We start from the raw sequence: 25,679 nt of genomic DNA on the forward strand, positions 1-25,679 counted from the left end.
GCCCAGGCGGCGCGCGCCAGGGCCGGGTTGCGGGCCGGATCGGCGCAGGCGTCCGTGCCGCCCCCGCAGCGGGCGACCGCGTCGCGCACGGCGTCCAGCCGCTCTGCCAGACGCTCGGCCGCGGCCGAGGCCAGGTCGGCGGCGCGGCAGGCGGCCAGGCGGGCTTCCAGGGCGGGACGGAACTCCACGCCGTCCAGGCGGAGCACCGGGGTGTCGGCCACGGCCGGCAGGCGGTCGTCGGCCACCGGGTGGACGCGTTCGCCGCCGGCGCGCTGGGCGGCCGGGGCGGCCAGGCCCGCGGCGATCACGGCCCAGAGCTCTTCGGCGAACAGTTCGGCGTCGGCTTCCTGGGCGAACAGGCCGGTGGCGTAGCCCCAGGCGGCCAGGCGACGGGCGTAGCGGTCGGGCCCGCCGGCCAGCAGCGGATCGAACGGCTTGTCGGGCGACAGGCTGGCGGGGGCGTTGGCCGGCCAGTCCCCGGGCAGGCTCGCCGCCCAGTCCAGCCAGGCCTCGACCCGGGCGTTGGTCCAGTCCTGCGGGGCCTCGACCTCGACCACCCCGCGCACGGTCTCGATCCGCCGTGACTGGCGTTCGAACCGAAGGCTTTCGGGGCGCGTGAACAGTTTTTCGAAACGCATGGCCGATTCCGTCGAGAGCGCTCTCGACCCACGGTAGAAGTGTTAATCGAGGGTTGGCAATAAACCTTGAGGCCGCGGAGCCAGTTACCCACAATATCTAGCGTGGCCGCGCCCTTCCTCGACGGCTGGACGGGGCGGGGGGCGGCGCCTATAGTCCGCGTCGCGCGGCCGCCCGGCGCGCGCCTTGGTTTTTCTCAGGTTTCAGCGACGTGTTGGACAAGATCTTCACCTGGTGGAACGGCGCCACCCTCGGCACCCTGTTCACGGTCAAGCGCCGCGGCGTGTTCGTCGGCCAGGACGAGTTCGGCAACCGCTACTACGAAGCCAAGGACGCCAAGTGCTCGTACGACGGGCGCAAGCGCCGCTGGGTCCTGTTCAACGGCTACGCCGAGGCGTCCAAGGTGTCGCCCGATTGGCACGGCTGGCTGCACTACACCTTCGCCGAGCCGCCGACCCGTGCGCCTTTGCCGCGCCGCCGCTGGGAAAAGGAACATCTCCCCAACCTGAGCGGAACGCCGTACGCTTATCGTCCGAAGGGCTCGCTGGCCCGTGGCGGCAAGCGCGCCGCGGCCACCGGCGACTACGAGGCCTGGAAGCCGGAGTGAGGGGTGGCGGCATGCGGATGCTGAAGGCGGTCGGCGCGGCGGCGCTCCTGGCGTCGCTGGGCGCGGGGCTGGTGCAAGCCCAGACTGTGCAGCCGCCCGCGCCGCAGGCGCCCCAGCCGACGGCCGCGCCCCAAAACGATTCCTCGGAAGAGCCGCCGCCGGCCCCGGGCGAGGTGACTCCGCCGGCGGCCTACAAGCAGCCCGTTCCGACCCCGATCTATCCGGAAGAGCCCGAGCCGCCGGTCCAGCCGGAGAAGAAGGCCGAGGCTCCGCCGCCCGCGCCCGAGACGCCGGTCGCCCCGGACAAGCGGGCGCGCCACCAGGCCGCCGTCATCCAGGCTCTGGACAAGATCACCGCCGAGACCATGCGCTTCGAGGCCAAGGTCGGCGTGCCGGTCCGCTACAAGGGGCTGGTGTTCACCGTGCGCGCCTGCGAGACCAGCGCGCCGGACGAGCCGATGAAGGACACCGCGGCCTATATCGAAGTGCGCGCCGAACCGCGCGCCCAGGCCGAGCAGCGGCCCTCGCGTCAGGTGTTCAAGGGCTGGATGTACGCCAGCTCGCCGGGCCTGAACCCGTTCGAGCACCCGGTCTACGACGCCTGGCTGATCGCCTGTAAGGCCTGAGCCCCGCCCGAACGGGTGGGCAGGGCGAAGAAGTCCCCCTCGACCTGAATGGCGCGCGCCAGCCGGCGGCGGTATTCCGCGCGCCCGATCTCCTGAGCCCCGAACTGGGCCAGGTGCGAGGTCATGAACTGGGCGTCCAGCAGCTGGAAGCGCCCGGCGGTCAGGCGGCCGATCAGGTGGACCAGCGCCACCTTGCTGGCGTCGCGCTCGCGCGAAAACATGCTTTCGCCGAAGAAGGCCCCACCCAGCGCCACGCCGTACAGGCCGCCGACCAGCCGACCCTCGCGCCAGCATTCGACGCTGTGGGCGTGGCCTCGCGCGAACAGGGCCACGTACAGCTCCTGGATCGGGCGGTTGATCCAGGTCTCGTCGCGTTCCTCGGTGGGGGCCGCGCAGGCCTCGACGACCTCCTCGAAGGCGGTGTCGATGCGCACCTCGTAGCGGTCCGAGCGGACCGTGCGGGCCAGGCGTCCGGGGATATGGAAGGCGTTGAGCGGCATGACCCCGCGACGCTCGGGGTCGATCAGGAAGACGCGCTCGTCGTCGCGCGCGTCGGCCATCGGGAAGACGCCCCGCGCATAGCAATCGATCAGGTCGTCGACGGTGAAGGCCTGCACGGTCGGTCCGCTCGGGCGTCCTAGGCTTCCAACGCTTCGGCCGGGATGGCGGCCGTTCAAAGGCGACAGCCCTCCCCGCGAGGGGAGGGCTGCTCAACAGCGCGTCAGCCGCCCTGTTTGATCCAGTTTTCCAGCCAGTGGATGTTGTACTCGCCCTTCAGGATGTCGGGCTCGACCAGCAGGTCCTGGAACAGCGGGATGGTCGTGTCGATGCCGGCCACCACCATTTCGCCCAGCGAGCGCTTCAGGCGGGCGATGCACTCGGCGCGGTCGCGGCCGTGCACGATCAGCTTGCCGGCCAGGCTGTCGTAGTAGGGCGGGATCGAATAGCCGGTGTAGAGCGCGCTATCGAGGCGCACGCCCAGGCCGCCCGGGGCGTGGAAGTCGGTGACCAGGCCCGGCGAGGGCGTGAAGGTGCGCGCGTTCTCGGCGTTGATGCGGCACTCGATGGCGTGGCCTTCGAACACCACGTCGTCCTGGGTGAAGCTGAGCTTCTCGCCGGCGGCGATGCGCACCTGCTCGCGGACCAGGTCGATGCCGGTGATCTGCTCGGTCACCGGGTGCTCGACCTGCAGGCGGGTGTTCATCTCGATGAAGAAGAACTCGCCGTCCTCGTACAGGAACTCGATGGTGCCGACGCCGAGGTAGCCGATCTTCTTGATCGCATCGACGACGGTCTTGCCGATCTTGGCGCGGGCGGCGGCGTCGATGACCGGGGAGGGGGCCTCCTCCAGCACCTTCTGGTGGCGGCGCTGCAGCGAGCAGTCGCGCTCGCCCAGGTGCACCACGTTGCCGTAGGCGTCGGCGATCACCTGGATCTCGATGTGGCGCGGCTTCTGGAGGTAGCGCTCCATGTAGACCGTGCCGTCGCCGAAGGCCGCGGCGGCCTCCGCCTGGGCGGTCGACACCGCTTCGGCCAGGCTTTCGCGGTCCTTGGCCACCTTCATGCCGCGGCCGCCGCCGCCGGAGGCGGCCTTGATCAGCACGGGGAAGCCGATCTTCTCGGCCGCCGCCATGGCTTCCTCGACCGTGGCGACGCCGCCGTCGGAACCCGGAACGACGGGAATGCCGGCTTCCATGGCCGTCTGCTTGGCGGTGATCTTGTCGCCCATGATCCGGATGTGCTCCGGCTTCGGGCCGATGAAGGTCATGCCGTGCGCGCCGACGATCTCGGCGAAGCGGGCGTTCTCGGACAGGAAGCCGTAGCCCGGGTGGATCGCCTGGGCGCCGGTGATCTCGGCCGCCGCGATGATCGACGGGACGTTCAGGTAGCTTTTGGCGGCAGGGGCGGGGCCGATGCAGACGCTCTCGTCGGCGAGGCGCACCCACATGCCGGACGCGTCGGCCTCGGAGTGGACCGCCACGGTGGCGATGCCCATTTCCTTGCAGGCGCGGTGGACCCGAAGCGCGATCTCGCCCCGGTTCGCGATCAGAACCTTGTCGAACATGGCCTACTCGATCACGACCAGCGGTTCGCCGTACTCGACCGGCTGGGCGTCGCCGACCAGCACCTCGAGCACGACGCCGTCGCGCGGGGCGGGGATCGGGTTCATGGTCTTCATGGCTTCGACGATCAGCAGGGTCTGGCCGGCCTTCACGCGGTCGCCCGGCTTCACGAAGGAATCGGCGCCCGGCTGCGGCTGCAGGTAGACGGTGCCGACCATCGGCGACTTCACCAGATCGCCCTTGGCCGGAGCCTCGGCGGCCGGCGCGGCGGCGGCGACCGGCGCGGCCGCCGGAGCCGGCGCGGCCATCGGAGCGGCCATCGGCGCGGCGGCGTACATGGCGGGAGCCGCGGCCACGGCGCCTTGGCGGGCGACGCGAATCTTCAGTTCGCCCTGCTCGACCTCGATCTCGGTGAGCTCCGTATCGCGGAGGATGTCGGCGAGCTTGCGCACGAGACGTGCGTCGATCTGATCGCCAGGAGCTTTACCGTTGGACATGCAAGAAACCTTAGGCTTACGCCGCGCGGACCGCGCCGCACAGGCGCAGCGCCGCGTCGACGGCGAGTTCGTAGCTGAGCGGGCCGAAGCCCGAGATCGTCCCGGCGGCCGCCAGGGCGACAAACGAATGCCGCCGGAAATGTTCCCTAGCGGCAGGGTTGGACAAATGACACTCCACGACCGGAATAGGCAAGGTCCGGAGCGCGTCCAGGAGGGAAACCGAGGTGTGGCCGTAGCCCGCGGGATTGAGGACCAGGGCGCAGGCCTGCTCACGCGCCTCCTGAACCCAGTCGATCAGCTCCCCCTCGTGATTCGTCTGGCGGAACACCACCTTGCGTCCGAAGGCGTCGGCCCGCGCTTCGCAGAGCTCGCGCACCTGCTCCAGCGTGGCCTTGCCGTAGACGGTCGGCTCCCGGACTCCCAGCAGATTCAGGTTGGGCCCGTTGAGCACGTAGATGGGTTTGGACATTCGCCCCCCGCGCAAACGCCGGGCACTTGTATCGTCGGGCGTCCGGGGTCACAAGCTCCGCTCCCGGAGTGAGCCTTATGAAGCTTCTGATCAACGGCGAGGAACGCGAGGTGGCCGCGGCCGACGTGGCGGGCCTGGTCGAGGAGCTGGGCCTGGACGTCCGCAAGGTGGCGGTCGAGCGCAACCTGGCCATCGTGCCCCGCTCGACCTACGCCATGACCGGCCTGACCGAAGGCGACCGGATCGAGATCGTGCAGTTCGTAGGAGGCGGTTGATGGACGGTTCTATGCAGACCCAGGACACCTGGACGGTTGCGGGCCGGACCTTCCGCTCGCGCCTGATCGTCGGCACCGGCAAGTACAAGGACTACGCCACCAACGCCGCGGCGGCTGAAGCCGCCGGCGCCGAGATCGTCACGGTGGCGGTGCGGCGGGTGAACCTGTCGGACGTCAGCCAGCCGATGCTGACCGACTTCGTGAAACCGGACCGCTTCACCTATTTGCCCAACACGGCGGGCTGCTTCACCGGCGAGGACGCCATCCGCACCCTGCGCCTGGCGCGCGAGGCGGGCGGCTGGAACCTGGTGAAGCTGGAAGTGCTGTCGGACGCCAAGACCCTCTACCCGGACATGGAGGAGACGCTGCGCGCCCTGAAGCTGCTGGTCGCCGACGGCTTCGACGTGATGGTCTACTGCTCCGACGACCCGGTCTATGCGCGCAAGCTGGAGGACGCGGGCGCCGCGGCCATCATGCCGCTGGGCGCGCCGATCGGCTCGGGCCTGGGCATCCAGAACCCGGTCAACATCCGCCTGATCGTCGAGCAGACCACCGTCCCCGTGCTGGTCGACGCCGGCGTCGGCACCGCCTCGGACGCCGCGGTGGCCATGGAGCTGGGCTGCGACGGCGTCTTGATGAACACCGCCATCGCCGAGGCCAAGGACCCGATCCGCATGGCCAACGCCATGAAGCACGCGGTCATCGCCGGCCGCGAAGCCTATTTGGCCGGCCGCATGCCCAAGAAGCGCTACGCCGACCCGTCCAGCCCACTGGCGGGGCTGATCTGAGCCCATGCGCCTTCTCCCCTTGCGGGAGACGGTGGCCGGCGGAGCCGGCCGGATGAGCGGTGTTCGCGCCAAGGCGTCAGAATCGAGTGGGTGAGAGGGGCAAGCGTCGCGCTTTCACCCATGATCCGACTCGCTTCGCGCGCCACCTTGTCCCGCTAGGGGAGAAGGAAATCAGGTCGATTTCTTCTTCGCTTCCGCGATCGCCGCGGTCAGGGCCGGCATGTCGGCGCCGTGGACGATCTGGTCGCCGACCACGAAGGCCGGCGTGCCGTCGATGCTGAGGTCGGCGGCCAACTTCTCGGTCTCCAGGATCTGGGCATCGGCCTTGGCCCCGGCCTTGGCGATCATCGCCGCGGCGTTGAGGCCGTGGGCTGCGAACACCCGGGCGAGCGCCTCGTCGTCCAGCGACTTCTCGGCCATCAGCGCCTTGTGCAGCTCCAGGTACTTGCCGCTGTCCTTAGCCCCGATCATGGCCTTGGCGGCCCGGTCGGAGACGTCGCCGAAGATCGGGTACTCCTTGAACACGAACCGCACGTTCGGGTCGGAGCGGATCAGCTCGGCGATCTGCGGGGTGGCCGACTTACAGAAGCCGCAGCGGTAGTCGTAGAACTCCACGACCGTGACCTTGCCGTTCGGGTTGGCCACGAAGTCGCGCTTGTCGGCGGTCAGCTCCTTGGCGTGCTTGCGCAGCAGGTCGCCGGCCTTGGCCTTGGCCTCGACGGTGCGCTTCTCCTGCAGCTTGACCACCGCCTCCTCGATCACCTCGGGATGGGTCAGCAGGTAGGCGCGGACCTTGTCGCCGAAGTCCTTCTCCACCGCCGGCTCGCGCGAGCAGGCGGCCAGCAGCAAGGCGGCGGAGAGGGCGGTCGCAAGGCGCATGGGCTCAGGTCCGGGTCAGTTGGAGGGAGACGGGCCGCGGTCCTCGCGGGCGATCGTCTTCAGGTCGTCGTCCGACGGGTCCGACACCAGCACGATGTCGGTGGCGCGGCGCCAGTCGGGGGTGTTCTTCTCGAGGTGCTCGCGGGCGCGCATGGCGAACACGCGGGCTTCGCGCAGTTCGCCCACGGCGTAGTGGTACTCGGCCGCGGCCAGACGGGCCTGGCCGGGCATCCCCTTGGAATCGAAGGCTTCGGACAGCAGGCGCCAGGCGAAGGCGTTGTCCTTCTCGGCGGTCAGCGCCTTGCCGAGCTCCTGGATGGCCTGTTCGGTCTTTTCCGGAGTGTTCTCGGCCAACAGGGTCTGGGCCAGGTTGATGCGCAGCAGCGGCGCGTCGGGCTTCAGCTCCACCGAGCGACGGTGGGCCGGTTCGGCGTCGCCTGCGCGGGCGCTCTCGAACAGGATCTGCCCCTTCAGCTCCCACAGGTACGGGTTGTTCGGCTGCTCGGCCAGCAGGGCGTCCAGCGACTTCAGCGCCTTCTCAGGCTCGGTGGCCTGGTAGTAGGCGATGGTGCGCGCGTAGCGGGCCGGGAAGGAGGTGTCCTTCTCCGAGTACTTGATGAAGATCTGCTGCGGCGGGCTCAGGAAGGCGTCGAGCTTGGCCTTCATCAGCGCGTGGGCGGCCATCGCCTCGGCGGAGTCGGTCTGGTCGTAATGCGGCTGCGCCTCGACCCGCCGGCGCAGGCCCTCGATGCGTTCCGACGACAGCGGGTGGCTGCGGAAGAACTGGTAGCGCTTCGCTTCGGAGAAGACTTCCTGGTAGCGGAAGTTGTCGAAGAACTCGACCAGGCCGCGGCCCGACAGGCCGGCCTTTTCCAGCGCGGCCACGCCCGCCTGGTCGGCGGCGGCTTCCTGGACGCGCGAATAGTTCAGGGCGCCCAGGGCGCCGAAGTACTGCGAGCTGCCGATCAGGGCCCCGGCCGCGTCCGGCGCGCCCAGCGCCGCGGCCAGCACGCCCAGGCCCATGGTCAGCAGGAAGGGCTTCATCCCGGCCCGGTTCATGTCGCCGGAGCGGATCATGTGGCCGCCGGAGATGTGGCCGGCTTCGTGGGCGATGACGCCCAGCAGCTGGTTGGGGTTCTCCGTCTCCTGGATCAGGCCGGTGTGGATGAAGATGTTCTGACCGCCGGTGACGAAGGCGTTCAGCTCCTTATCGGCCACCAGGTAGAAATCGACGTCGTCCGCGTTCAGGCCGCTGGCCGTGAGGACCGGGTTGGCCTCCTTGCGGATGATCTCCTCGATCTCGGTGTCCCGGATCATGTTCATGGCCTGGGCGGCCGGCGCCGCCAAGGCGACGCCGACCATCAGCAGGCCGGCCACGAGCTTCGACGCGCGCTTGGAGGAAATCATGGGCGATTTTAGCTCCTGCTTTCCCCTAACCGCGCCGTTGCGGCATTCAACACCGCGCCTCGTGGCCGAATTTAGTCCGTCAGCCGCGGCCGCGCCACCAGCCGCGTTTGGGCGTGGCCGGCGGGGCCGAGATCTGGTGCGGATCGGGTTCCGGCGCGGCGACCGGCTCGATCGTAGTCGGCGGCGTCTCCAGCACGACCGGCTGGAAGTGGGCCAGCACGACCGGCTCCTCGACCGGCTGGGCCGCCGGCTCGGCGACGGCTTCGACCGTTTCGACCTCGACCTCGGCGACGAGCGCTTCGGGCGCGGCTTCGGTCGCGACCGGGGCGGCGGCCTTGCGGCGCACGCGGCGACGCTTCGTCGGCGCCTCCTCGGCGACCGGCTCCGGCGCGGCTTCGATCGGTTCGGCGGCCTTCTCGACGACCGCCGGGGCGGAGGTCTCGACCACGGTCAGCACCGGCTCGCGCCGGGGCTGGCGTTCGCGCTCGCGCTCGCGTTCGACCGGGGCAGGGGCCTCGCGGGCTTCCTGGCGCTCCAGCGGGTCGAACCAGACGTACGGGTCCTCCAGCGACGGCGTGCGGGCGCGGGTCCAGGTGTAGGGATCGCGCGTGCGGCCTTCCTCGCGCATGCGACGCCCGCCGCGGCGACCGCGACGGCGACGGCGGCGACGGCCGTCCTCGTCCTCGTGCTCGCCGGCGACCGCTTCGCCTTCTTCCTCTTCCTCGCCTTCGTCTTCCTCGCCGGCTTCGGCTTCGGCTTCGACGAGGCGCGGACCGCGAGCCTCGAACTCTTCCCGGCGACCGCCGCGACGGCGACGGCGACGACGACCGCGGCGGCCTTCGGCCTCGCCGGAGACGGCGGCGGCGGCGCGCTCTTCGCCCTCGGCCTCGGCCTCGGCCTCGGCCTCGTCCTCGGTTTCGTCCTCTTCTTCCTCTTCCTCGACCTCTTCGATCTCCGGCGCCTCATAGAGCTGGCGGACCGGCGCGGCCTCGATCAGGGCCGGCGGACGTTCGGAGGTTTCGGTGCGCTCGATAGCGTGTTCGGCGTGGGCGAGGTTGTCGTCGACCACCACGCTGACGAACAGGCCTTGGGTCTGATGCAGGCGCATCAGGAAGGCGCGCTTCTCGTTCAGCACGTAGAGGGCCACGGCGGCCGGCAGGCGCAGCGTGATGGCCCCGGCGCCGCCGCGGACGGACTCGATCTCGACCGCGCGCAGCGCCTGCAGCGCCGCGGACTCGGCCGAGCGCACGCGACCGGCGCCCTGGCAGTGTTCGCAGACGTGGGTGGTGCCTTCCAGCACGCCGGTGCGGCGGCGCTGGCGGCTGATTTCCATCAGGCCGAAGGGCGAGATCTTGCCCATCTGGATGCGGGCGCGGTCGTCCTTCAGGGCGTCCTTGAGCCGCTTCTCGACGGCCCGGTTGTTCTTCGACTCCTCCATGTCGATGAAGTCGATGACGATCAGGCCGGCCAGGTCGCGCAGACGCAGCTGGCGGGCGGCTTCGTCGGCCGCCTCCAGGTTGGTCTTCAGCGCGGTGGCTTCGATGTTGCGTTCCTTGGTCGCGCGGCCGGAGTTCACGTCCACGGCGACCAGGGCTTCGGTCTGGTTGATCACCAGATAGCCGCCGGACTTCAGCGGCACGACCGGCGAATAGATCTGCGCCAGCACGTCCTCGACCCGCTCCTTCACGAACAGCGGGGTCGGCTCGCGGTAGTGCTGAACCTTCTTGGCCTGCGAAGGCATCAGCATGCGCATGAAGTCGCGCGCTTCCTTGTAGGCCTCGTCGCCCTCGACGAGGACCGCGTCGATGTCCTTGTCGTACATGTCGCGGATGGCGCGGCGGACGAGGCTCTCCTCCTCGTAGATCAGCGCCGGGGCGATCGAGTGCAGGGTGGTCTCGCGGATGTTCTCCCACACCCGCAGCAGGTAGTCGTAGTCGCGCTTGATCTCGGCCTTGGTGCGGGCCGCGCCGGCGGTGCGCACGATCAGGCCCATGCCCTGCGGCACTTCGAGGCTCTGGACCACGGTCTTCAGGCGCTTGCGGTCGGTGGCCTGGGTGATCTTGCGGCTGATGCCGCCGCCGCGGGCGGTGTTGGGCATCAGCACGCCGTAGCGGCCGGCCAGCGACAGGTAGGTGGTCAGCGCCGCGCCCTTGTTGCCGCGCTCTTCCTTGACGACCTGCACCAGCAGCACCTGGCGGCGCTTGATCACTTCCTGGATCTTGTAGCGCTTCATCATCCGACGGCGCAGGCGCGCCTCTTCGGCCGGAAGCTCTTCGTCCTCGTCCTCGCCGCCCGCCTCGAGGTCGTCGTCCTCGTCGTCGGCCTCGGCCATCAGCGCTTCCCGGTCGGCGACCGGGATCTGGAAGTAGTCGGGGTGAATTTCGTTGAAGGCGAGGAAGCCGTGCCGGTTCCCGCCGTACTCGATGAAGGCGGCCTGGAGGCTGGGTTCGACCCGCGTCACCTTGGCCAGATAGATGTTGCCGCGCAGTTGCTTCTTGGCGCGGCTTTCGAAGTCGAATTCCTCAACCCGGGGACCGTCCACCACGGCGACGCGGGTTTCTTCCGCATGCGCCGCGTCGATCAACATGTTCTTGGGCATTCAAAGGGTCTCCACGGCGCGCATCGGGCACGAGGGCCGGGCGCCGGTGTTGCTGTCGGAGGGCGCGCGCACGGTCCGCCCCGCCGCGCGGTGCGCGGTCGGCGTCAGGCCGGAGATGAGCGGGTGCGACGCTGCCCATAAGGCTCAAAGTTTCCCTGTCGCGCCGGTCGGCGCGTCGGATGAAAGTGGGCGTCGAGGTGTGCTTTGGAAAGTACATACGACGCGGGTGCGCGCGCTTCAGCGGCGGATTACGCCTCAGCCGGTCGCGCGCCAGGTGACTTTAGCAACACTCGCGCGGAAAATGAAAGCGCCTCGGCAACCGCGCCGTGTGTTAACCCATTATGAATCCGCCTGAGCCATCTATGCTGGCTCCAGCGACTTGTCGGAGCGTGGGATGTTCGGCCGGCTGAGGCCCCTGTTCGGCGGAGGTGGGCGACTTCTCGCCGTCGTCGCCGTAGCGGCCGCTGTCGCCCTGGGCGTCGGCGCGGGTCGCGGCTCGGCCTCCGGCGGCGTGCTCAAGGTGCGCCTGGGCGGCGACGCCGTCAGCACGCGCGTCGTCGTCGACCTCGACCGTTCCGTCAAAGGTCAGATCGTCGGGGCCGATCCGCGCAGGGTCGTGTTGTCGCTGCCCGGCGTCGACGCGCCCGGCGCGCTGCAGGGCAGGGGGACCGGCCTGGTCAGCGCCTGGTCGGTGGAACGCGCCGGCGGGGCGGCCCGCATCAACCTCTCGCTGTCGCGCGACGCCGTGGTCAAGCGGCGCTTCCTGCTGCCGCCCGGCGACGGCGTGGACGTCTATCGCTACGTCGTCGACCTGGAAGCCCGCCCGGGCTCGCAGCCGCGCGTCGCCGCCGCCGCGCCCGCGACGGTGCAGACCAGGGCGTCGGCCGTCGCCGCCGACCCGCGTCCGCGCTCGACCCGCCGCGTGGTGGTCATCGACCCCGGCCACGGCGGCAAGGACCCCGGCGCGCACGGCGCGGCCGCCCGCGAAAAGGACGTCACCCTGGCCGCCGCGCGCGAGCTCAAGGTGCGCCTGGAGCGCACCGGCCGCTATCGCGTGGTCATGACCCGCGAGAGCGACGTCTACATCCCGCTCGAGACGCGCGTGGCCCAGGCCCGCCGGGCCGAGGCGGAGCTGTTCATCTCGATCCACGCCGACGCCGGCGACAGCGCCTCGCTGCGCGGGGCCAGCGTCTACACCCTGTCCGAGCAGGGCTCCGACCGGGCCGCCCGGCACGTGCTGAACGGCGAGAACTGGGTGCGCGACGTCAACCTGCCCGGCCGCGACGCCTCGGTGAACCGCATTCTGCTGGACCTGACCCAACGGGCGACCCGCAACCGCTCGGCCGCCTTCGCCCGGGTGCTGCTGGAGCGAATCGGCGACCGCACGGCGCTCCTGCAGCGCAGCCACCGGGACGCCGGTTTCGTGGTGCTGCTGGCCCCCGACGTGCCGGCCGTGCTGCTGGAAATGGGCTTCCTGACCAATCCGGACGACGAGCGCGCCCTGAACGATCCGAAGCGCCGCGCCCGCCTGATGGACGGCGTGGGCGACGCGATCGACGCCTATTTCGAGCACGAATCCCGCTACGCGGCGGTTTCCAGCGGCCAGTGACAGGCCGCTGAGCGGTCGGCGGCAGGGCGCGGCGTCGCGCCCTAAGGACGCGGACCTCTTTGCCTCTTACGCTGGACCCGGTAAGACCCTTAGGGGGCGTCCTCTCGGAGGTTGTGGGTGAAGTCTGCCGAACGTTGGTTCGCCATGGCGGGCGTCGCGGTGATGAGCGTGGTGGCCGTGGCCGGCCTGGCGCTGGCCATCTACGCCGCCTGGCTGTTCCACGACATGCCCGATGCGGGCGAGCTGGCCGAATACCGGCCGGCGACGGCGACGCGCGTCTACGCCTGGGACGGCACGCTGATCGGCGAATTCTCGCGCGAGCGGCGAATCTTCGTGCCCTATGACGAGATCCCCCCGGTCGTGGTGCAGGCCTTCCTGGCCGCCGAGGACCGCAACTTCTTCCAGCACGGCGGCATCGACGTCGGCGGCATGGGCCGCGCCGTGGCCAAGGCGCCGCTGAACGTGGTGCGCGGCCGCCGCCTCGAAGGCGGCTCTACCATCACCCAGCAGGTCGCCAAGAACGTCCTGCTGTCCAACGAGCCGACCCTGAGCCGCAAGCTCAAGGAAGCGATTCTGGCGCGGCGCCTGGAGGCGACGCTCGAGAAGAAGCAGATCCTCGAGCTGTATCTGAACGAGATCTTCCTCGGCTACCGGTCGTACGGCGTGGCCTCGGCCGCCTACAACTACTTCGGCAAGCCGCTGAACAAGCTGACCATCGCCGAAGCCGCCTACCTGGCCGCGCTGCCGAAGGGCCCGAACAACTACCATCCGATCAAGCACAAGGCGCAGGCCAAGGCGCGCCGCGACTGGATCATCGGCGAGATGGCCCAGATGGGCTGGATCACCCGCGAGCAGGCCAGGGAGGCCATCGCCCAGGATTTGGTGGTCGAAAGCGCCCCCTCGCGCGCCAAGTACAAGGACGCCGACTTCTTCGTGGAGGAGGTCCGCCGCCGTGCGCTGGGCCTCTTGGGCGAGGAGGTCAACAAGGGCGGCTACTACATGCGCACCACCCTGGATCCGCGGCTGCAGACGGCCGCGCGGGTGGCGCTGATGGACGGGCTGGAGAACTACGACCGCCGCCACGGCTGGCGCGGCGCCTGGGGCAATGTCGAGATCGCCCCGGGCTGGGAGAAGCAGGCCCTGGCTAAGAAGCCGCCGGCCGAACGGCCGGACTGGCGCGCCGCCATCGTCGAATCCGCCGGCGCCGACGTTCGCGTGCGCCTGCCCGAGGGGGCGAGCGGCCGACTGGAGCCCCAGGACGTGACCTGGGCGCGGGCCGGCGCTGGCCTGAAGCACGGCGACCTGATCTTCGTCCAGCCGGCCGGCGGCGGCGTCTACCGCCTGCGCCAGGTGCCCGCCGTCAACGGCGCGCTGGTGGCGATGGAGCCGTATTCCGGCCGAGTGGTGGCGATGGTGGGCGGCTACAGCTACTCGCTGTCGAACTTCAACCGCGCGACCCAGGCGATGCGTCAGCCCGGTTCGGCCTTCAAGCCGTTCGTTTACGCCACGGCGCTGGAAAATGACTTCACGCCGGCCAGCATCGTGCTGGACGCGCCGATCTCGTTCACCGACCGCGCCGGCAACGTCTGGTCGCCGGAGAACTACCACAAGAAGTTCTACGGCCCGCAGACCCTGCGCAAGGGGCTGGAGCTGTCGCGCAACGTCATGACCGTGCGACTGGCCCAGCAGGTCGGCATGAAGAAGATCCGCGAGAACGCCATCCGCTACGGCGTGGTCAAGGACATGGCGCCGGTGCTGTCCATGGCGCTGGGCGCGGGCGAGACCACGCCCTACGACCTGACCGCGGCCTACGCCATGTTCAGCAACGGCGGACGCAAGATTCAGCCGCACATGATCGAGCTGGTCGCCGACCGCGACGGTGAGATCGTGCACAAGGCCGACGCCCGCCGCTGCCCCGGTTGCACCCGCGGCTTCTCCGGCGACGAGAGCCCGCGCATCGCCGCTGGCGGCGAGCAGGTGATGGACCCGATCACCGCCTACCAGATCACCTCGTATCTCGAGGGCGTGGTCCAGCGGGGCACCGCCGTGCAGGCGCGCGTGCTGGGCCGTCCGGTGGCCGGCAAGACCGGCACCACCAACGAGTACCGTTCGGCCTGGTTCGTCGGCTACACGCCCGACCTGGTGGTCGGCGTGTTCATCGGTTTCGACGACAACCGTTCGCTGGGCGAGGGCGAGGCCGGGGCGGTGACCGCCGTGCCGGTGTTCGTGAACTTCATGACCGACGCCATGAAGGGCAAGCCGGTCCAGGAATTCCCCAAGCCGAAGGACGCCAAGTTCGTCATGGTCCGCGGCATCGAGGAGGCCTTCCGCCCCGGAACCGAGCCCAAGCCGCGGGTGTTCGAGCCGGACGCCGGCGTGGCCTCCGGCCCGCAGGCCTATGACGACGTGTGGCGCGACGGCCAGGTGACCGGCGCCGGCAGCGCCGGCGAGGCGACCCAGCCCAAGCCGCCGCCGAAGAAGGTGCCCGAAGACCTCAACGGTCTGTACTGACGCGGTTGTGGCGCGGGGCGTCCCGCGCTATCTCCCGCGACCCTGCGTCGGGCCTGAGAAGGCCCGCCGCTTGATTTGAGCGAAAGCGACGGCGCGGCCTCGGGCCCGCCTGTCAGGAGCGAAGCTGATGCGCGCGGATGTCGAGGCCATGGCGGCCGACATCGAGCAGTCCGTAGGACTGCTCAGGAGGCGACTTTGACTGGGATGTCGCCCTTAGACGTCTCGACGAACTGAACGCCCGGGTCGAAGACCCGACCCTGTGGGACAAGCCTGAGGAAGCCCAGGCCGTCATGCGCGACCGCACCCGCCTCGGCGGCCAGGTCGAGACGGTCCGCGCGCTTGAGCGCGAGCTGGCCGACGCGATCGGCTACGCCGAGATGGCCGACGAGGAAGGCGACGAGGCCTCGCTCGAAGAGGCCCGCGCGCAGCTGCGTTCGATCAAGGAGCGCTCCGGCCGGGCCGAACTGGAAGCCCTGCTGAGCGGCGAGGCTGATTCCAACGACGCCTATCTGGAAGTGAACTCCGGCGCCGGCGGCACCGAGTCCTGCGACTGGGCCTCGATCCTGCTGCGCATGTACACCCGCTGGGCCGGCGCCCACGGCTACGAGGTCGACTTCATCGAAGAGACCGGCGGCGAAACCGCGGGCATCAAGTCGGCCACCATCCAGATCAAGGGCCCCAACGCCTACGGCTGGCTGAAGACCGAGTCCGGGGTGCACCGCCTGGTGCGGATCTCGCCCTACGACTCCAGTGCCCGGCGGCACACCAGCTTCGCCTCGGTCTACGTCTCGCCCGTGGTGGACGACACCATCGAGATCGAGATCAACCCGGCCGACGTGCGCACCGACACCTACCGGGCCTCCGGGGCCGGCGGCCAGCACGTCAACAAGACCGACTCGGCCGTGCGTCTGACCCACATCCCGACCAACACGGTCGCGGCGTGCCAGACCGAGCGCTCGCAGCACCAGAACCGCGACAAGGCGTGGAAGATGCTGCGCGCCAAGCTTTACGAACTGGAGCTTCAGAAGCGCGAGGCGGCCGCGGCCGCCCTCGAAGAGCTGAAGACCGACATCGGCTGGGGCCACCAGATCCGCTCGTATGTGCTGCAGCCGTACCAGATGGTGAAGGATCTGCGCACCGACGTGGAAACCTCGGACACCCAGGGCGTTCTGGACGGCGACCTCGACCCGTTCATGGCCGCCTCCCTGGCCCAGCGCGTCGGCGCCACCCGCGACGCCGCCTGACCGCGGCCGCAGCCTGAATGAACGAGCCCCGCCGGAGCGATCCGGCGGGGCTTTGTCTTGTGGGCCCGTGGCGAGCGGCTTGGTGCTGGGCTATGCCGTTAGTGCAATGACCTCGCTCACGCTGCGCCCGATCGATCTCGCGCGAGATGCTGATCTCGTCATCCGCTTCGTGCGCGAGGTGTTCGCCCTCTCGTTCGACGACGACCGGTTCACGCGCGAGTTCGGCGCGGACGGCGCGGGGTATCTCTCCTGGCTGGAAGATCGGCTCGCCGGAGATCCGGCCCAGGCGAACTTCGCTCTCGACGGGAGCGAAGACGTCGGCCTGCTGGTGACCGGCCGTTTCCATGGGGATCCGGCGGTCGGCTACGTCTACACCTATTATCTGGCGCCCGAGGCGCGCGGGCGGGGCCTCGGCGAGGCCCTGGACGAGCATGCGATGGCGGCGCTGCGTGCCCGCGGCTACGCCCGGGCGCGTCTCAGCGTCGCCGAAAAGAACCTGCCGGCCATGAGGTTCTACTCCAGGCGCGGCTGGGCGCCGGTCGGGCCCCGTCCGGACCAGCCCGGCGTGATCTACATGGAAAAGGCGACCGGGTCCGGTTCGTAAGCGAGCCCCGCCGCCCGCGGAGGCTGTGGACCTTCCCGCGCGGTCGTCAGCCGGCGGCCGCCTCGAAAACCGCCAGCTGGGCGGCGAAGGCCCGCTTGAAGGCCGGCCGCGCTTCGCCGTTGGCGACGTAGGCGAGTAGGTTCGGATGCTCTTCCAGCAGGCCCGAGCCGTTCAGCCGGCGCAGCACCGTCACCATCAGCAGGTCGCCGGCGCTGAACTCGCCGTCCAGCCAGTCGCGGCCGGCCAGGCGATCTGAGAGCTCGCCGAGCCGATCGCGGACCCGATCCTCGAGCATCGGCAGGCGTTCCGCGTGCCAGGGTTTGTCGGCTTCGAACAGGATCGCCATGCCGCGCTCGACGATCGGCGGCTCGATCGTGCTCTTCGCCGCGAACATCCAGGCGGTGGCGCGCGCCCGGGCGTCGGCGTCGGCCGGCAGCAGGCCCGCATGACGCTCCGCGATATGGAGCACGATGGCCCCGGACTCGAACAGGACGAGGTCGCCGTCCTCATAGGTCGGGATCTGTCCGAACGGGTGAAGCGCGCGATGCGCGGGCTGCTTCATCTCGGGGAAGGACAGAAGCCGGACGTCGTACGGCTGGCCGGCTTCCTCGAGCGCCCAGCGGACCGGCATGTCGCGCGCCAGCCCCCGTCCGCGATCGGGCGACCGCTCGAAGGCGGTGATGGTCGGGATCATGGGGCGAGCTCCTGCCTCTTAGCTTCTCCGCCCCAGAGGACGAACGGGGCGCGGGCCTGGCGACAGGCCGTCTGAACTTTCTTCGCGGGTCAGGGCGGAACGAGAAAGCCCCGCCGGATCGCTCCGGCGGGGCTTCGCTTGTCTTCGTGGCTCGATCGCGGCTTAGGCCGAGGCCGGCTTCAGCTCGATCAGCTGGCCCGCGTCGACCGGGGCCGGCGCGGGCACCGGCTGGGCGTAGGACGGGGTGCTGAAGCCCATCGACCCGGCGGCTTGCGGGTGGTGCGAGACCGGGGTCGGTTCGCCCTTGCGCACCTGCAGGCAGCGGCCCTGGAAGTAGGCGCCGACGTCGATCGACAGCTGTTCGTGGCTGATGTCGCCGTCGACATAGGCGGTGCCGAGCAGCTTGACCTGCTTGCCGACCACCGCGCCGACGATGCGGCCGCGGACTTCGACGATGTCGGCCTGGACGCCGCCTTCGACATTGCCGGTCTCGCCGACGGTCAGCCGGCCGACCTTCACGTCGCCGCGGACGGTGCCGTCGATGTGCAGATCGCCGGCGCCCGAGACGTTGCCCTCGAACACGAGATCGGAGGCGAGGACGGAGGCCATCTTGGCGGCCGTCGGCGTGGGAGCCTTGCGCGGGGCTTGAGCGTTGAGGTCCGGCAGCGGCGGGACCGGAACGGGAGCGCTTTCCTGGCGAACGGGCTTGCTAGTCTTGCTGAACATAGTCTCCGGCCTTCACGAAGCGAGCGGGGTTTTGAGGACGACCGTTCACCCAGATTTCGTAGTGCAGGTGAACGCCGGTGGAGCGGCCGGTGGAGCCCATCGCGGCGATGCGCTGGCCCACAGCCACACGCTCGCCCGGGCGGACCGAAAAGGCCTGCAGGTGGGCGTAGCGGGTCTTGAACCCACCCCCGTGGTCGATCTCGACGGTGTTCCCGTAGCCCGAGCGCACGCCCGTGAAGGACACGACGCCCGGCGCCGTGGCCCGGATGGGGGTCAGGAACGGTCCGGCGAAATCCAGGCCCGAGTGCAGGGCCGGGTGGTGGTTGAACGGATCGAAGCGCAGACCGAAGCCGCTGGTCTGGCGCACGTCGTAGGCGGGGCGCGCCAGCGGCAGCTTTTCGGCCGCGGTCGCCAGCGAACGCATTTCGGACAGGTTGTCGGCCGCGTTCTGGATGCGCGCGGCGAAGCCCTCGTCGACATCCAGGATGGAGGCCAGCGCCTTGGGATCGCGCGCGTCGACCAGCGGGCCGCCCAGGCCCGTGGCCCCGCGGCCGGCGTAGGAGCCGGGGTTCAGGCCGGCCAGGCGGAAGGCCAGGCGCAGGCGCTCGGCCCGCGAGGTGGCGAAGTTCTCGGCCTTGGCGAGCAGGCGCTCCTGGTCCATGCGCACCGCCAGCACGCGCTCGGCGGCCGGGCGGGTCTCGGGCAGGGGCGGGGCGGGGGCCAGGGCCTGCTCGGCCCCGGGCACGCCCTTGAAGTTGGCCATGACCATGGCCAGGGCCGCATGGCGGTGCTCGACCGCCTGGGCCAGTTCATCGACCGAGCCGGCGGTTTCGCTGAGCCGGGCGACGGCGCCGTTCAGGCGCGCCTGGCGGTCGGCCATCAGGCGTTCGTACTTGGCGGTCACGCGAGCGATCTCGCGGTCGGCGCTGGAAGACGCCAACGAGGTGAACACCATCGACCCGGTGGAGAGAATCATCCATGCTCCCAGCACGGACGCCGTCCCGGCCAGCATGATCTGTTTGCGCGTGCTGAGGATGTAGCCCCGGGTCTCGCCCCCGGAGCGTAGGTAGACATGCCGTTCGGGGAACAACCGTTCCACCCAATGACGCATACGCGTCACGCGTGCGCTGTCCATGTCTGGAACCCACCTCGTCCGCCTGAAATATGCCTTAAACGGCTCCGCTCGCGCAAGAGCTACGGCTCGGGTTAACCACGATCCGTCGGCGCACGCCTGTCAGGCTATGCGGTGGGCGGGATTCTTCGCCGGAGGAGGGTAAATCGCGGCCTCCGGCGAGGTTCCCGCTCTAATGCCGGCTCAAAGAACAGCGAAATGGTTGCGAAGTCGCTAACGCGACAGCGGCGGCGGCTCGAACTGGGACACCGACGCGCCAGTCGGCCCGGCGTCTCACTCGCCAGGCGGCAGGTCCCGTCCGGCCAGCGGGCGGACGCGGGTCAGCAGCGTCTGGAACGTCCGCCCGGGCTCCTCGATCATCGGCAAGTGGGAGCTGTTTTCGAACCAGACGACTCTTTTCCGCGGCGCCTTCACACGCTGCAGCCAATCCGCCGCGATTTCGGACGGCGTGGTGGTGTCATGGCGTCCTAGGAACAGGAAGACTGGCACGTCGAGCGTGTGGACGTCCTCGAAGGACAGGCCGGCCAGCTTCGGCCACATGGTCGTCATGCTGAAGTCGCTGCCCGCGTCCCACGCCTTACGGTCGTCCAGGCCGTATTCCGGCGAGAGGCGGCCCATGTGGATGTAGAAGTCGCTGTCGCGGCGGCCCGCGGCCAGGCCGCCGTAATAGACGGACCATTTGCGCTCGACTCCCGTTTTGGCGACGTCGAAGTCGCCTGGGCCGGGATAGGGGGCGATGCCCTCGAGCTCCTTCACCGCCTCGGTGTTGCCGTCGCGCCGGGCTTGGTCGAGCACCGTCGCATAGCTCTGCTTCTCGTTTTCCTGGAAATCGATCAGCTGGCCCATGCCGATGTAGGCGTAGAGCAGGTCCGGGCGTTTGACTGCGACGGACAGCCCGACCGCCGAGCCCCAACTGTGCCCGAGCAGGAAAATCTTCCGCTTGCCGTAACGCTCGCGCAGGAGCTCGATCAGCTCGATGGCGTCGTCGCGATAGCGGTCGGGCGTCAGCGTCGGCGCCATCGCCTCGGGATCGTTGAGTCTGAAAGACTTCCCGGCGGCGCGCTGGTCCCACTCCACCACAGTGAAGTAATCCTCCCACGGCCGCTGGAACGACCATGAGATCGGCAGTTCGACCGAGGCCGGGCCGCCGTGGACGTAGAGCAGGATCGGGTTGGCCCGGTCGGCGCCGCGCACGCTGACGTACTGGCGGGCGCCGCCGAGCGTGGCGATGAAACTCTCCTGCACGCCGTTGGGGGCGACGATGCGATCGAAATCAGTCACCAGAGCGCGGCCCGGCGAATAGGCGTCGGCGGGGATGCTGGGCGTCACTGGCTCGACGGCCGAGGGCGCCTGGGCGGCCGCCGCTGAGGCGAACAGAGCCGCCGCGACGGCCGCGAGTGCGCGATAAGGCGTCTTGTCCACTCCTGTTTCCCCTTTGCGTAAGCTCGGCGCGCCTTTGTCAGAAGCGCTTCTTTTTGAAAGGTCGGGATGAGCCCGTGCTCGCCCGCGAGGCGATGTGAGCGTCGCGACCTTAGCGCGGTGAGGGCAAATCGAAGCCCCCGGCGGATGACCCGCACTAGTGTGGTGGGTCAGAGAACGACGAAATGGTTGCGGAGTCGCTATTGCGGGGTCGGGCCGGCGTTCAGGCGCGGTTCAACTCCTGTGCGGCTTTAAGGACCTCCGCCACGTGCCCCGGGACCTTCACCTTGCGCCACGCCTTTCGGATCACGCCGTCCCTGTCGATCAGGAAGGTCGAGCGGTCGATCCCCATGTACTTGCGCCCGTACAGGCTCTTCTCGACCCAGGCGCCGTACGCTTCGACGGTCGCGCCTTCCGGGTCCGCGGCCAGGCGCACGTTCAGCTGATGCTTGGCCTTGAACTTGTCGTGCTTGGCGGCGGTGTCCTTGGACAGGCCGATGACGATCGCCCCGGCGGCGGCGAAGGCGTCGGCGGCTTGCGTAAAGTCGATCGCTTCTTTTGTGCAGCCCGGAGTGTCGTCCTTAGGATAAAGGTAGAGGACGACGGTGCGGCCGCGGAGCTCGGACAGCTTCAGCCGACCGCCGCCGTCGGCGGGGAGGTCGAAATCGGGGGCTGCGGAGCCGGGGTGGAGCTCGCTCATCGTGCTCTCCTGAACGGGGTTGTCGCGCGCGGCGGAACATACCGTCGCGCTGACGCACGTCCACACGTCGGACGCGCGCGGATGGCGCTCGCCTCATGAAATTCGCCCGGCCGAACTTCAAGGCGCTGGCGCGCCGCCTGTGCGGGCGCAATCCGCTGACCGCCCTGGCCGCCGCCGGGGTGGCCGGCCTGGCTGTGGCGGCCGTCTGCGTGCGGCTGTCGTTCGGGCCGATGCCGGCCGATTGGCTGGCGCCGCTGCTGGAGCGCGGCCTCGCCCGCCAGGTCGAGGGCGGCCGGGCCGACATCGGCAAGGTCGGGCTGGTCTGGTTCGACGACGCCGGGGCGCTGGGCCTGCAACTGGAGAACGTGCGGCTGACGGACGGAAAGCGGCGGCCGGTGCTGCTGGCCCGCCGGGTCCAGGCCGCGGTCGCGCTCGATTCTCTGTTCGCCTTCACCACCGCGCCGGGCCGGATCGCCGCTCAGGACTTCTTCGCCGCCGTGTCGGTGTCGCCGAGGGGCAATTACGAGCTGGGCTACGACGCCGACGGCGCGCCCGGCGTCGTCACCGGGCTGGACCGGCTGTTCGCCGACATGACCGGCCGCGCCCGTATGGGCCGACCGATGAGCTTCCTGCGCCAGCTCGACCTGGAGAACGGCCGCCTGGCCCTGCGCCAGGTCGGCGGCGGCGTGAACTGGGTGGCCGAGGTCCGCGAGGTCGAGTTCCAGAAGACCGACGGGCGCCTCACAGCCCGCGCCGACCTCGAAATCCGCGATCGCGTCCAGGGTACGGCCGGGCTGCAGGCCCAGGCGCAGGGCTCGGTCGGCCTCAAGGACGCCTTCGTCCGCGCCGAGCTGCGCGACCTGACGCCGGCGCGGGTGTTCCCGTCGGTCGGGCCGACCCGCTCGCTCTCGGCGCTGGACGCCGTGGTCCGCGGCCGCGGCTCTCTGGCCTACGGGGCGGAGACCGGCGTGCGCGCGGCCGACGCGGCCTTCTCCGCCGGCAAGGGCGCGCTGCGGTTCGGCACGACCCGTCAGGGCTTCGAATCCGCCCAGGTGGTGGCTGGCTACGACCCCCGGACGCGCGACGTCGAGATCCAGACTCTGCAGCTGGCGGCCGAGCGCACGCGGCTGGACCTGGCCGGGCGGCTGCGGCTGGTCCCCGAAGACCGAGCCAAACACGCGCCCGCGCGCCTGGAGTTCGACGTGCACGGGCCGCGGGTACAGGGCGCGCTGGCGGCCGACGCGCCGCCGCAGGAGCTGACCGACGTCGCCGCCCAGGGCCGCTACACGCCTGAACTGCGCCGCATCGAGATCGCCCACGGGCGCGCCCGCGTGGCCGGCGCGCCGCTGACGGCCAAGGGCGTGCTGTTCCAGAACAAGCGCGGCGCCTGGGGCGCGGACCTGACGGCGCGGCTGGAGGGCGCGGTCGGCCGTGACCAGGTCTTCGCCTTCTGGCCCACACACCTGGGCGGCGGCGCGCGTACCTGGCTGGCCAAGGCGGTGCTGGACGGCCGCTACTCGAACGCGGTCCTGACCCTGAAGGCCCCCGCGGGCGCCTTCGACCGCAAGGTCCTGCGCGACCAGGAGCTGAAGCTCACCTTCGACTTCCAGAACGCCGCCCTGCGCTTCATGGACGGCCTGCCCGCCGTGTCGGCCGGGCAGGGCTCGGCGGTGCTGCAGGGCAACCGCTTCGACCTGGCCATGACCGGCGGGCGGCTCGACACCATCGCGCTCAGCGAAGGGACGGTGGAGATCCCCCGCCTGAAGGGCGACGGGGCGCGGGTGGACATCCGCGCGCGCGGCAAGGGCGACGCCCAGGCCATGCTGCGCGTCGTCGACGGCACGGAGAGCCGGCTGCTCACCAGCCATGGCTTCGCGCCCGAACGGCTGACGGGGGCGGCCGACGTGCTGTTCGAACTGGGCCGGCCGCTGGGACGGAAGGTCGAGTTCAAGGATTACGACATCCGCTACGCCGGGGTCGTGCGCGGCGCGTCGGTGTCCAGGGCGGCGCTGGGCTGGGACCTGCAGGACGGCGAGATGGCCGTCGACGGCGACACCAGGGGCGTCGACGTGAAGGGCACCGGCGAGGTCGGCCCCTATCGCGGCCGCATCGAGTTCGCCTCTGTGTTCTCCAGGGACGGGGCCGAGACGGTGGACCTGGACGGCGCGGTGCGCGCGGCGACCTTCGGCGGCCGGACCGACCGTACCGTCGCCCTGACCGGCCGCTTCCGCACCCGCGGCGGCCACGGGGAGGGCAGCTTCCGCTCCGCCGCCGGCGACGGCCGGGTGGAATGGAGCAAGCAGGCCGGCGGCGAGCGTTTCACCCTGCAGGGCCAGGCCGACGCGCCCGGCCTGCGCGACGCCGGCGCGCCCTTCGTCGACGGCCTGCCGGACCATTTCCCGGTGGAGGTGACCCTGGGCTCAACCGGGGCGACCTGGACCGGCGTGGTGGAGGCCGACGCCCTGTCCGGCGACCTCGCCTACACCCCGGGGACCCGCCCGCATCTGCTCTACCGCGCCCAGGTGACGCCGCTGGAGGCGCGCCGGCTGGGGTTCGGCCGCCTGCCGCTGTTCGAGGAGACCCGCCCCGTCGTGGTCGACGCCGCATGGTCGGGCGGCGACGGCGCGGCGGAGGTGACCGCCGGCGGGCTGGAGCTGGCCATGAGCTGGACCCGCGCCGCCGACGGCGCGGTCGAGCGGCGCCTGCGCTCGGCCCTGTCGCCGGCCGATCTGGACGCGCTGGGCCTGCCCAACATGCTCAGGCCCGGAACTACGCTTCCGGTGTCGCTGGCCTGGCGGACGACCCCGGAGGGGATGGCCGGAACGGCCGACTTCGCCGGCACGCCGGCCCGCTTCCAGGCCGGGCCGCTGCGCGCGGGCGCGCGCCAGTTCGTGGTCTGGACCACCCTCGACCCGCAGGCCCTGCGCCGCTGGGGCGCGCCGGACCTGGTCGACTTCGACGGCGAGGCGCCGGTCTCGGTCCGCTGGACCCAGGTCGAGGACCAGCCGCTGACCGGCCGTCTCGACCTGGATCTGACCGCCGCCTACGTCGGCGTGCCGCGCAGCGAGTGGCGCAAGCCCGCGGGCCAGCCGGCCCGGCTGGCCGTCAGCTTCCTGCGCGAGAGCGACGGGGACCTGCGCCTGTCGCGGGTGACCGGCGAGGGCGAGGACTTCGAGCTGTCCGGCTCGGCCGCCATGACCGCCGACGGCCGACTGGTGTCGCTGGACCTGACCAAGGCCAAGCTGGACGGCCTGATCGACGGCGCCCTGCGGCTGTGGCGCGAGCCGACCGGCTCGGTCCTAAACGTGCGGGTCGACGGCCGCTGGCTGGATGCGCGCCGGCTGTTCGACCGCCTGTCGGCGCCGGCCTCGGGCGGGGCGGGCGAGGGGCGTTCGGCGTCGGTGAAGTTCGACGCGGCGGTGGCGGGCCTGCGCCTGACCGACGACGCGGTTCTGCGCGACGTGCGCGCCAGCGGCCAGTGGGGCGAGGCGGCGGTCCGCCGGATGGAGCTGGCCGCCCGGACCGGCGGCGGCGCGCGCCTGAGCGGGCGGCTGTTCCCGCTGGCCGGGGTGACGGGCCTGAGCTTCGAGACCGACGACGCCGGCGATCTGGCCAAGACCCTGTTCGACGTGGAGAGCCTGCGCGGCGGCTCCGCCAGCGTGACCGGCCGGCTGGTGGCCGGCGGGGCCGACCTGGACGTCGACATCAACGACGTGCGCCTGATCCGCGCCCCGACCGTCGCCCAGATCCTGACCGTCGGCTCGCTGCAGGGCATCGCCGACACCCTGAACGGGGAAGGGGTGATGTTCACCCGTGTGGTCGCCCCGGTGCAGGTCCGCGGCTCGAAGATCACCATCGGCGACGCGCGCGCCACCGGCCCGGCGCTCGGCCTGACCACCAAGGGCGTGGCCGACCTGAAGGCCGACACCCTGGACTTTGAAGGCACGATCGCGCCGGCCTATTCGATCAACTCGGCGGTCGGCGCCGTGCCGGTGCTGGGCCAGCTGCTGGTTTCGCGCCAGGGCGAGGGCGTGGTGGGACTGGGCTATGCGGCGCGCGGCTCGTTCGGCAAGCCGCAGGTGACGGTCAACCCGCTGTCGCTGGTGACGCCGGGCATCCTGCGCCGCCTGTTCGAGACCCCGGCCCCCGCGAACCGCCCGAAACGGACGGCGACCCGCGGGAGCCGGTGATCCT

At 70.5% G+C, this 25,679-nt stretch carries 21 protein-coding genes and 1 pseudogene; 9 read left to right on the plus strand and 13 right to left on the minus strand.

Going from position 1 to position 25,679, the window contains the following annotated elements; translation table 11 throughout:
* Positions 1-638 (minus strand): annotated as a pseudogene (locus H8B08_RS15890) (hypothetical protein); the annotation flags it as partial.
* Positions 639-847: 209 nt separating this feature from the next.
* On the opposite strand from H8B08_RS15890, the gene H8B08_RS15895 reads away from it, so the two are divergent.
* Together H8B08_RS15895 and H8B08_RS15900 are read left to right on the plus strand one after the other, a co-directional pair.
* Positions 848-1,243 (plus strand): NADH:ubiquinone oxidoreductase subunit NDUFA12, encoded by a 396-nt coding sequence (locus H8B08_RS15895; RefSeq protein ID WP_187451173.1) that lies wholly within the window; start codon positions 848-850, stop codon positions 1,241-1,243.
* Positions 1,244-1,254: 11 nt separating this feature from the next.
* Complete coding sequence (locus H8B08_RS15900) at positions 1,255-1,869, plus strand: DUF2155 domain-containing protein (protein ID WP_187451174.1); 615 nt, start codon at positions 1,255-1,257, stop codon at positions 1,867-1,869.
* Here the strand turns inward: H8B08_RS15900 and aat are convergent.
* The 4 genes from aat to H8B08_RS15920 form a co-directional block, all read right to left on the minus strand.
* Positions 1,836-2,486, minus strand: a complete 651-nt coding sequence (gene aat, locus H8B08_RS15905; protein ID WP_187451175.1) for a leucyl/phenylalanyl-tRNA--protein transferase — start codon at positions 2,484-2,486, stop codon at positions 1,836-1,838. The two genes, H8B08_RS15900 and aat, sit on opposite strands and share 34 nt — an antisense overlap.
* Before the next feature lie 104 nt (positions 2,487-2,590).
* Complete coding sequence (accC, locus tag H8B08_RS15910; RefSeq protein ID WP_187451176.1) at positions 2,591-3,934, minus strand: acetyl-CoA carboxylase biotin carboxylase subunit; 1,344 nt, start codon at positions 3,932-3,934, stop codon at positions 2,591-2,593.
* A 3-nt stretch (positions 3,935-3,937) separates the two neighbouring features.
* Positions 3,938-4,429 (minus strand): acetyl-CoA carboxylase biotin carboxyl carrier protein, encoded by a 492-nt coding sequence (gene accB / locus H8B08_RS15915; protein WP_187451177.1) that lies wholly within the window; start codon positions 4,427-4,429, stop codon positions 3,938-3,940.
* A 16-nt stretch (positions 4,430-4,445) separates the two neighbouring features.
* The gene (locus tag H8B08_RS15920; protein ID WP_187451178.1) at positions 4,446-4,898 is read right to left on the minus strand and encodes a type II 3-dehydroquinate dehydratase; all 453 of its coding nucleotides are present in this window, start codon (positions 4,896-4,898) and stop codon (positions 4,446-4,448) included.
* A 77-nt stretch (positions 4,899-4,975) separates the two neighbouring features.
* Between H8B08_RS15920 and thiS the strand changes: the two genes are divergently transcribed.
* Positions 4,976-5,173 carry a sulfur carrier protein ThiS gene (gene thiS, locus H8B08_RS15925; RefSeq protein ID WP_163263031.1) on the plus strand — a complete coding sequence of 66 codons (198 nt, stop codon included), beginning with the start codon at positions 4,976-4,978 and terminating at the stop codon, positions 5,171-5,173.
* Positions 5,173-5,961, plus strand: coding sequence for a thiazole synthase (locus tag H8B08_RS15930; protein ID WP_187451179.1), 789 nt, complete (start codon positions 5,173-5,175; stop codon positions 5,959-5,961). The genes thiS and H8B08_RS15930 overlap by 1 nt, the downstream gene beginning before the upstream one ends.
* A gap of 171 nt (positions 5,962-6,132) precedes the next feature.
* Here H8B08_RS15930 and H8B08_RS15935 read toward each other — a convergent pair whose 3' ends face one another.
* From H8B08_RS15935 to H8B08_RS15945, 3 genes are all read right to left on the minus strand, one after another.
* On the minus strand, positions 6,133-6,840 hold the full coding sequence (locus tag H8B08_RS15935; RefSeq protein ID WP_187451180.1) for a DsbA family protein: 708 nt from the start codon (positions 6,838-6,840) through the stop codon (positions 6,133-6,135).
* 15 nt (positions 6,841-6,855) lie between these two features.
* Positions 6,856-8,247 (minus strand): M48 family metalloprotease, encoded by a 1,392-nt coding sequence (locus H8B08_RS15940; protein ID WP_187451181.1) that lies wholly within the window; start codon positions 8,245-8,247, stop codon positions 6,856-6,858.
* Positions 8,248-8,326: 79 nt separating this feature from the next.
* The gene (locus tag H8B08_RS15945; RefSeq protein ID WP_187451182.1) at positions 8,327-10,846 is read right to left on the minus strand and encodes a ribonuclease E/G; all 2,520 of its coding nucleotides are present in this window, start codon (positions 10,844-10,846) and stop codon (positions 8,327-8,329) included.
* Positions 10,847-11,240: 394 nt separating this feature from the next.
* Between H8B08_RS15945 and H8B08_RS15950 the strand changes: the two genes are divergently transcribed.
* The 4 genes from H8B08_RS15950 to H8B08_RS15965 all read left to right on the plus strand — a co-directional run bounded on the left by H8B08_RS15950 (position 11,241) and on the right by H8B08_RS15965 (position 16,814).
* A complete protein-coding gene (locus H8B08_RS15950; RefSeq protein ID WP_187451183.1) occupies positions 11,241-12,455 on the plus strand; it encodes an N-acetylmuramoyl-L-alanine amidase in 1,215 nt (404 codons plus the stop codon).
* Between the two features lie 111 nt (positions 12,456-12,566).
* On the plus strand, positions 12,567-14,966 hold the full coding sequence (locus H8B08_RS15955) for a penicillin-binding protein 1A (protein ID WP_187451184.1): 2,400 nt from the start codon (positions 12,567-12,569) through the stop codon (positions 14,964-14,966).
* 127 nt (positions 14,967-15,093) lie between these two features.
* Positions 15,094-16,210, plus strand: a protein-coding gene (prfB, locus tag H8B08_RS15960; protein ID WP_187451185.1) for a peptide chain release factor 2 whose coding sequence is annotated in 2 segments (ribosomal slippage) — positions 15,094-15,162 and positions 15,164-16,210 — 1,116 coding nt in all. Because the reading frame shifts where the segments join, the coding sequence is not laid out codon by codon here.
* A gap of 82 nt (positions 16,211-16,292) precedes the next feature.
* Positions 16,293-16,814, plus strand: coding sequence for a GNAT family N-acetyltransferase (locus H8B08_RS15965; protein ID WP_370545502.1), 522 nt, complete (start codon positions 16,293-16,295; stop codon positions 16,812-16,814).
* Between the two features lie 46 nt (positions 16,815-16,860).
* Here the strand turns inward: H8B08_RS15965 and H8B08_RS15970 are convergent, their stop codons facing one another.
* From H8B08_RS15970 to H8B08_RS15990, 5 genes are all read right to left on the minus strand, one after another.
* The gene (locus H8B08_RS15970) at positions 16,861-17,508 is read right to left on the minus strand and encodes a glutathione S-transferase family protein (protein WP_187451187.1); all 648 of its coding nucleotides are present in this window, start codon (positions 17,506-17,508) and stop codon (positions 16,861-16,863) included.
* Positions 17,509-17,670: 162 nt separating this feature from the next.
* Entirely contained in the window at positions 17,671-18,117 is a 447-nt protein-coding gene (locus H8B08_RS15975) for a polymer-forming cytoskeletal protein (protein ID WP_255500893.1), read from the minus strand.
* A 100-nt stretch (positions 18,118-18,217) separates the two neighbouring features.
* On the minus strand, positions 18,218-19,369 hold the full coding sequence (locus H8B08_RS15980; protein WP_187451189.1) for a peptidoglycan DD-metalloendopeptidase family protein: 1,152 nt from the start codon (positions 19,367-19,369) through the stop codon (positions 18,218-18,220).
* A 270-nt stretch (positions 19,370-19,639) separates the two neighbouring features.
* Positions 19,640-20,788, minus strand: a complete 1,149-nt coding sequence (locus H8B08_RS15985) for an alpha/beta fold hydrolase (RefSeq protein WP_222934529.1) — start codon at positions 20,786-20,788, stop codon at positions 19,640-19,642.
* A 220-nt stretch (positions 20,789-21,008) separates the two neighbouring features.
* The gene (locus H8B08_RS15990; protein ID WP_187451190.1) at positions 21,009-21,485 is read right to left on the minus strand and encodes a peroxiredoxin; all 477 of its coding nucleotides are present in this window, start codon (positions 21,483-21,485) and stop codon (positions 21,009-21,011) included.
* Between the two features lie 95 nt (positions 21,486-21,580).
* Between H8B08_RS15990 and H8B08_RS15995 the strand changes: the two genes are divergently transcribed.
* Positions 21,581-25,675 (plus strand): DUF3971 domain-containing protein, encoded by a 4,095-nt coding sequence (locus H8B08_RS15995; protein ID WP_187451191.1) that lies wholly within the window; start codon positions 21,581-21,583, stop codon positions 25,673-25,675.
* Positions 25,676-25,679 lie beyond the last annotated feature (4 nt).

Origin of the sequence: Caulobacter sp. 17J80-11, from assembly GCF_014349105.1 — a bacterium.
Taxonomy (GTDB): Bacteria; Pseudomonadota; Alphaproteobacteria; order Caulobacterales; family Caulobacteraceae; genus 17J80-11.

Bases quoted from the DNA above. Each gene is read 5' to 3' on its own strand.
- H8B08_RS15980 (WP_187451189.1), bottom strand. From the start codon at position 19,369: ATGGACAGCGCACGCGTGACGCGTATGCGTCATTGGGTGGAACGGTTG.
- accB (WP_187451177.1), bottom strand. From the start codon at position 4,429: ATGTCCAACGGTAAAGCTCCTGGCGATCAGATCGACGCACGTCTCGTG.
- accC (WP_187451176.1), bottom strand. From the start codon at position 3,934: ATGTTCGACAAGGTTCTGATCGCGAACCGGGGCGAGATCGCGCTTCGG.
- H8B08_RS15975 (WP_255500893.1), bottom strand. From the start codon at position 18,117: ATGGCCTCCGTCCTCGCCTCCGATCTCGTGTTCGAGGGCAACGTCTCG.
- H8B08_RS15950 (WP_187451183.1), top strand. From the start codon at position 11,241: ATGTTCGGCCGGCTGAGGCCCCTGTTCGGCGGAGGTGGGCGACTTCTC.
- H8B08_RS15930 (WP_187451179.1), top strand. From the start codon at position 5,173: ATGGACGGTTCTATGCAGACCCAGGACACCTGGACGGTTGCGGGCCGG.
- H8B08_RS15990 (WP_187451190.1), bottom strand. From the start codon at position 21,485: ATGAGCGAGCTCCACCCCGGCTCCGCAGCCCCCGATTTCGACCTCCCC.
- H8B08_RS15940 (WP_187451181.1), bottom strand. From the start codon at position 8,247: ATGATTTCCTCCAAGCGCGCGTCGAAGCTCGTGGCCGGCCTGCTGATG.
- H8B08_RS15920 (WP_187451178.1), bottom strand. From the start codon at position 4,898: ATGTCCAAACCCATCTACGTGCTCAACGGGCCCAACCTGAATCTGCTG.
- H8B08_RS15995 (WP_187451191.1), top strand. From the start codon at position 21,581: ATGAAATTCGCCCGGCCGAACTTCAAGGCGCTGGCGCGCCGCCTGTGC.
- thiS (WP_163263031.1), top strand. From the start codon at position 4,976: ATGAAGCTTCTGATCAACGGCGAGGAACGCGAGGTGGCCGCGGCCGAC.
- H8B08_RS15970 (WP_187451187.1), bottom strand. From the start codon at position 17,508: ATGATCCCGACCATCACCGCCTTCGAGCGGTCGCCCGATCGCGGACGG.
- H8B08_RS15900 (WP_187451174.1), top strand. From the start codon at position 1,255: ATGCGGATGCTGAAGGCGGTCGGCGCGGCGGCGCTCCTGGCGTCGCTG.
- H8B08_RS15945 (WP_187451182.1), bottom strand. From the start codon at position 10,846: ATGCCCAAGAACATGTTGATCGACGCGGCGCATGCGGAAGAAACCCGC.
- H8B08_RS15935 (WP_187451180.1), bottom strand. From the start codon at position 6,840: ATGCGCCTTGCGACCGCCCTCTCCGCCGCCTTGCTGCTGGCCGCCTGC.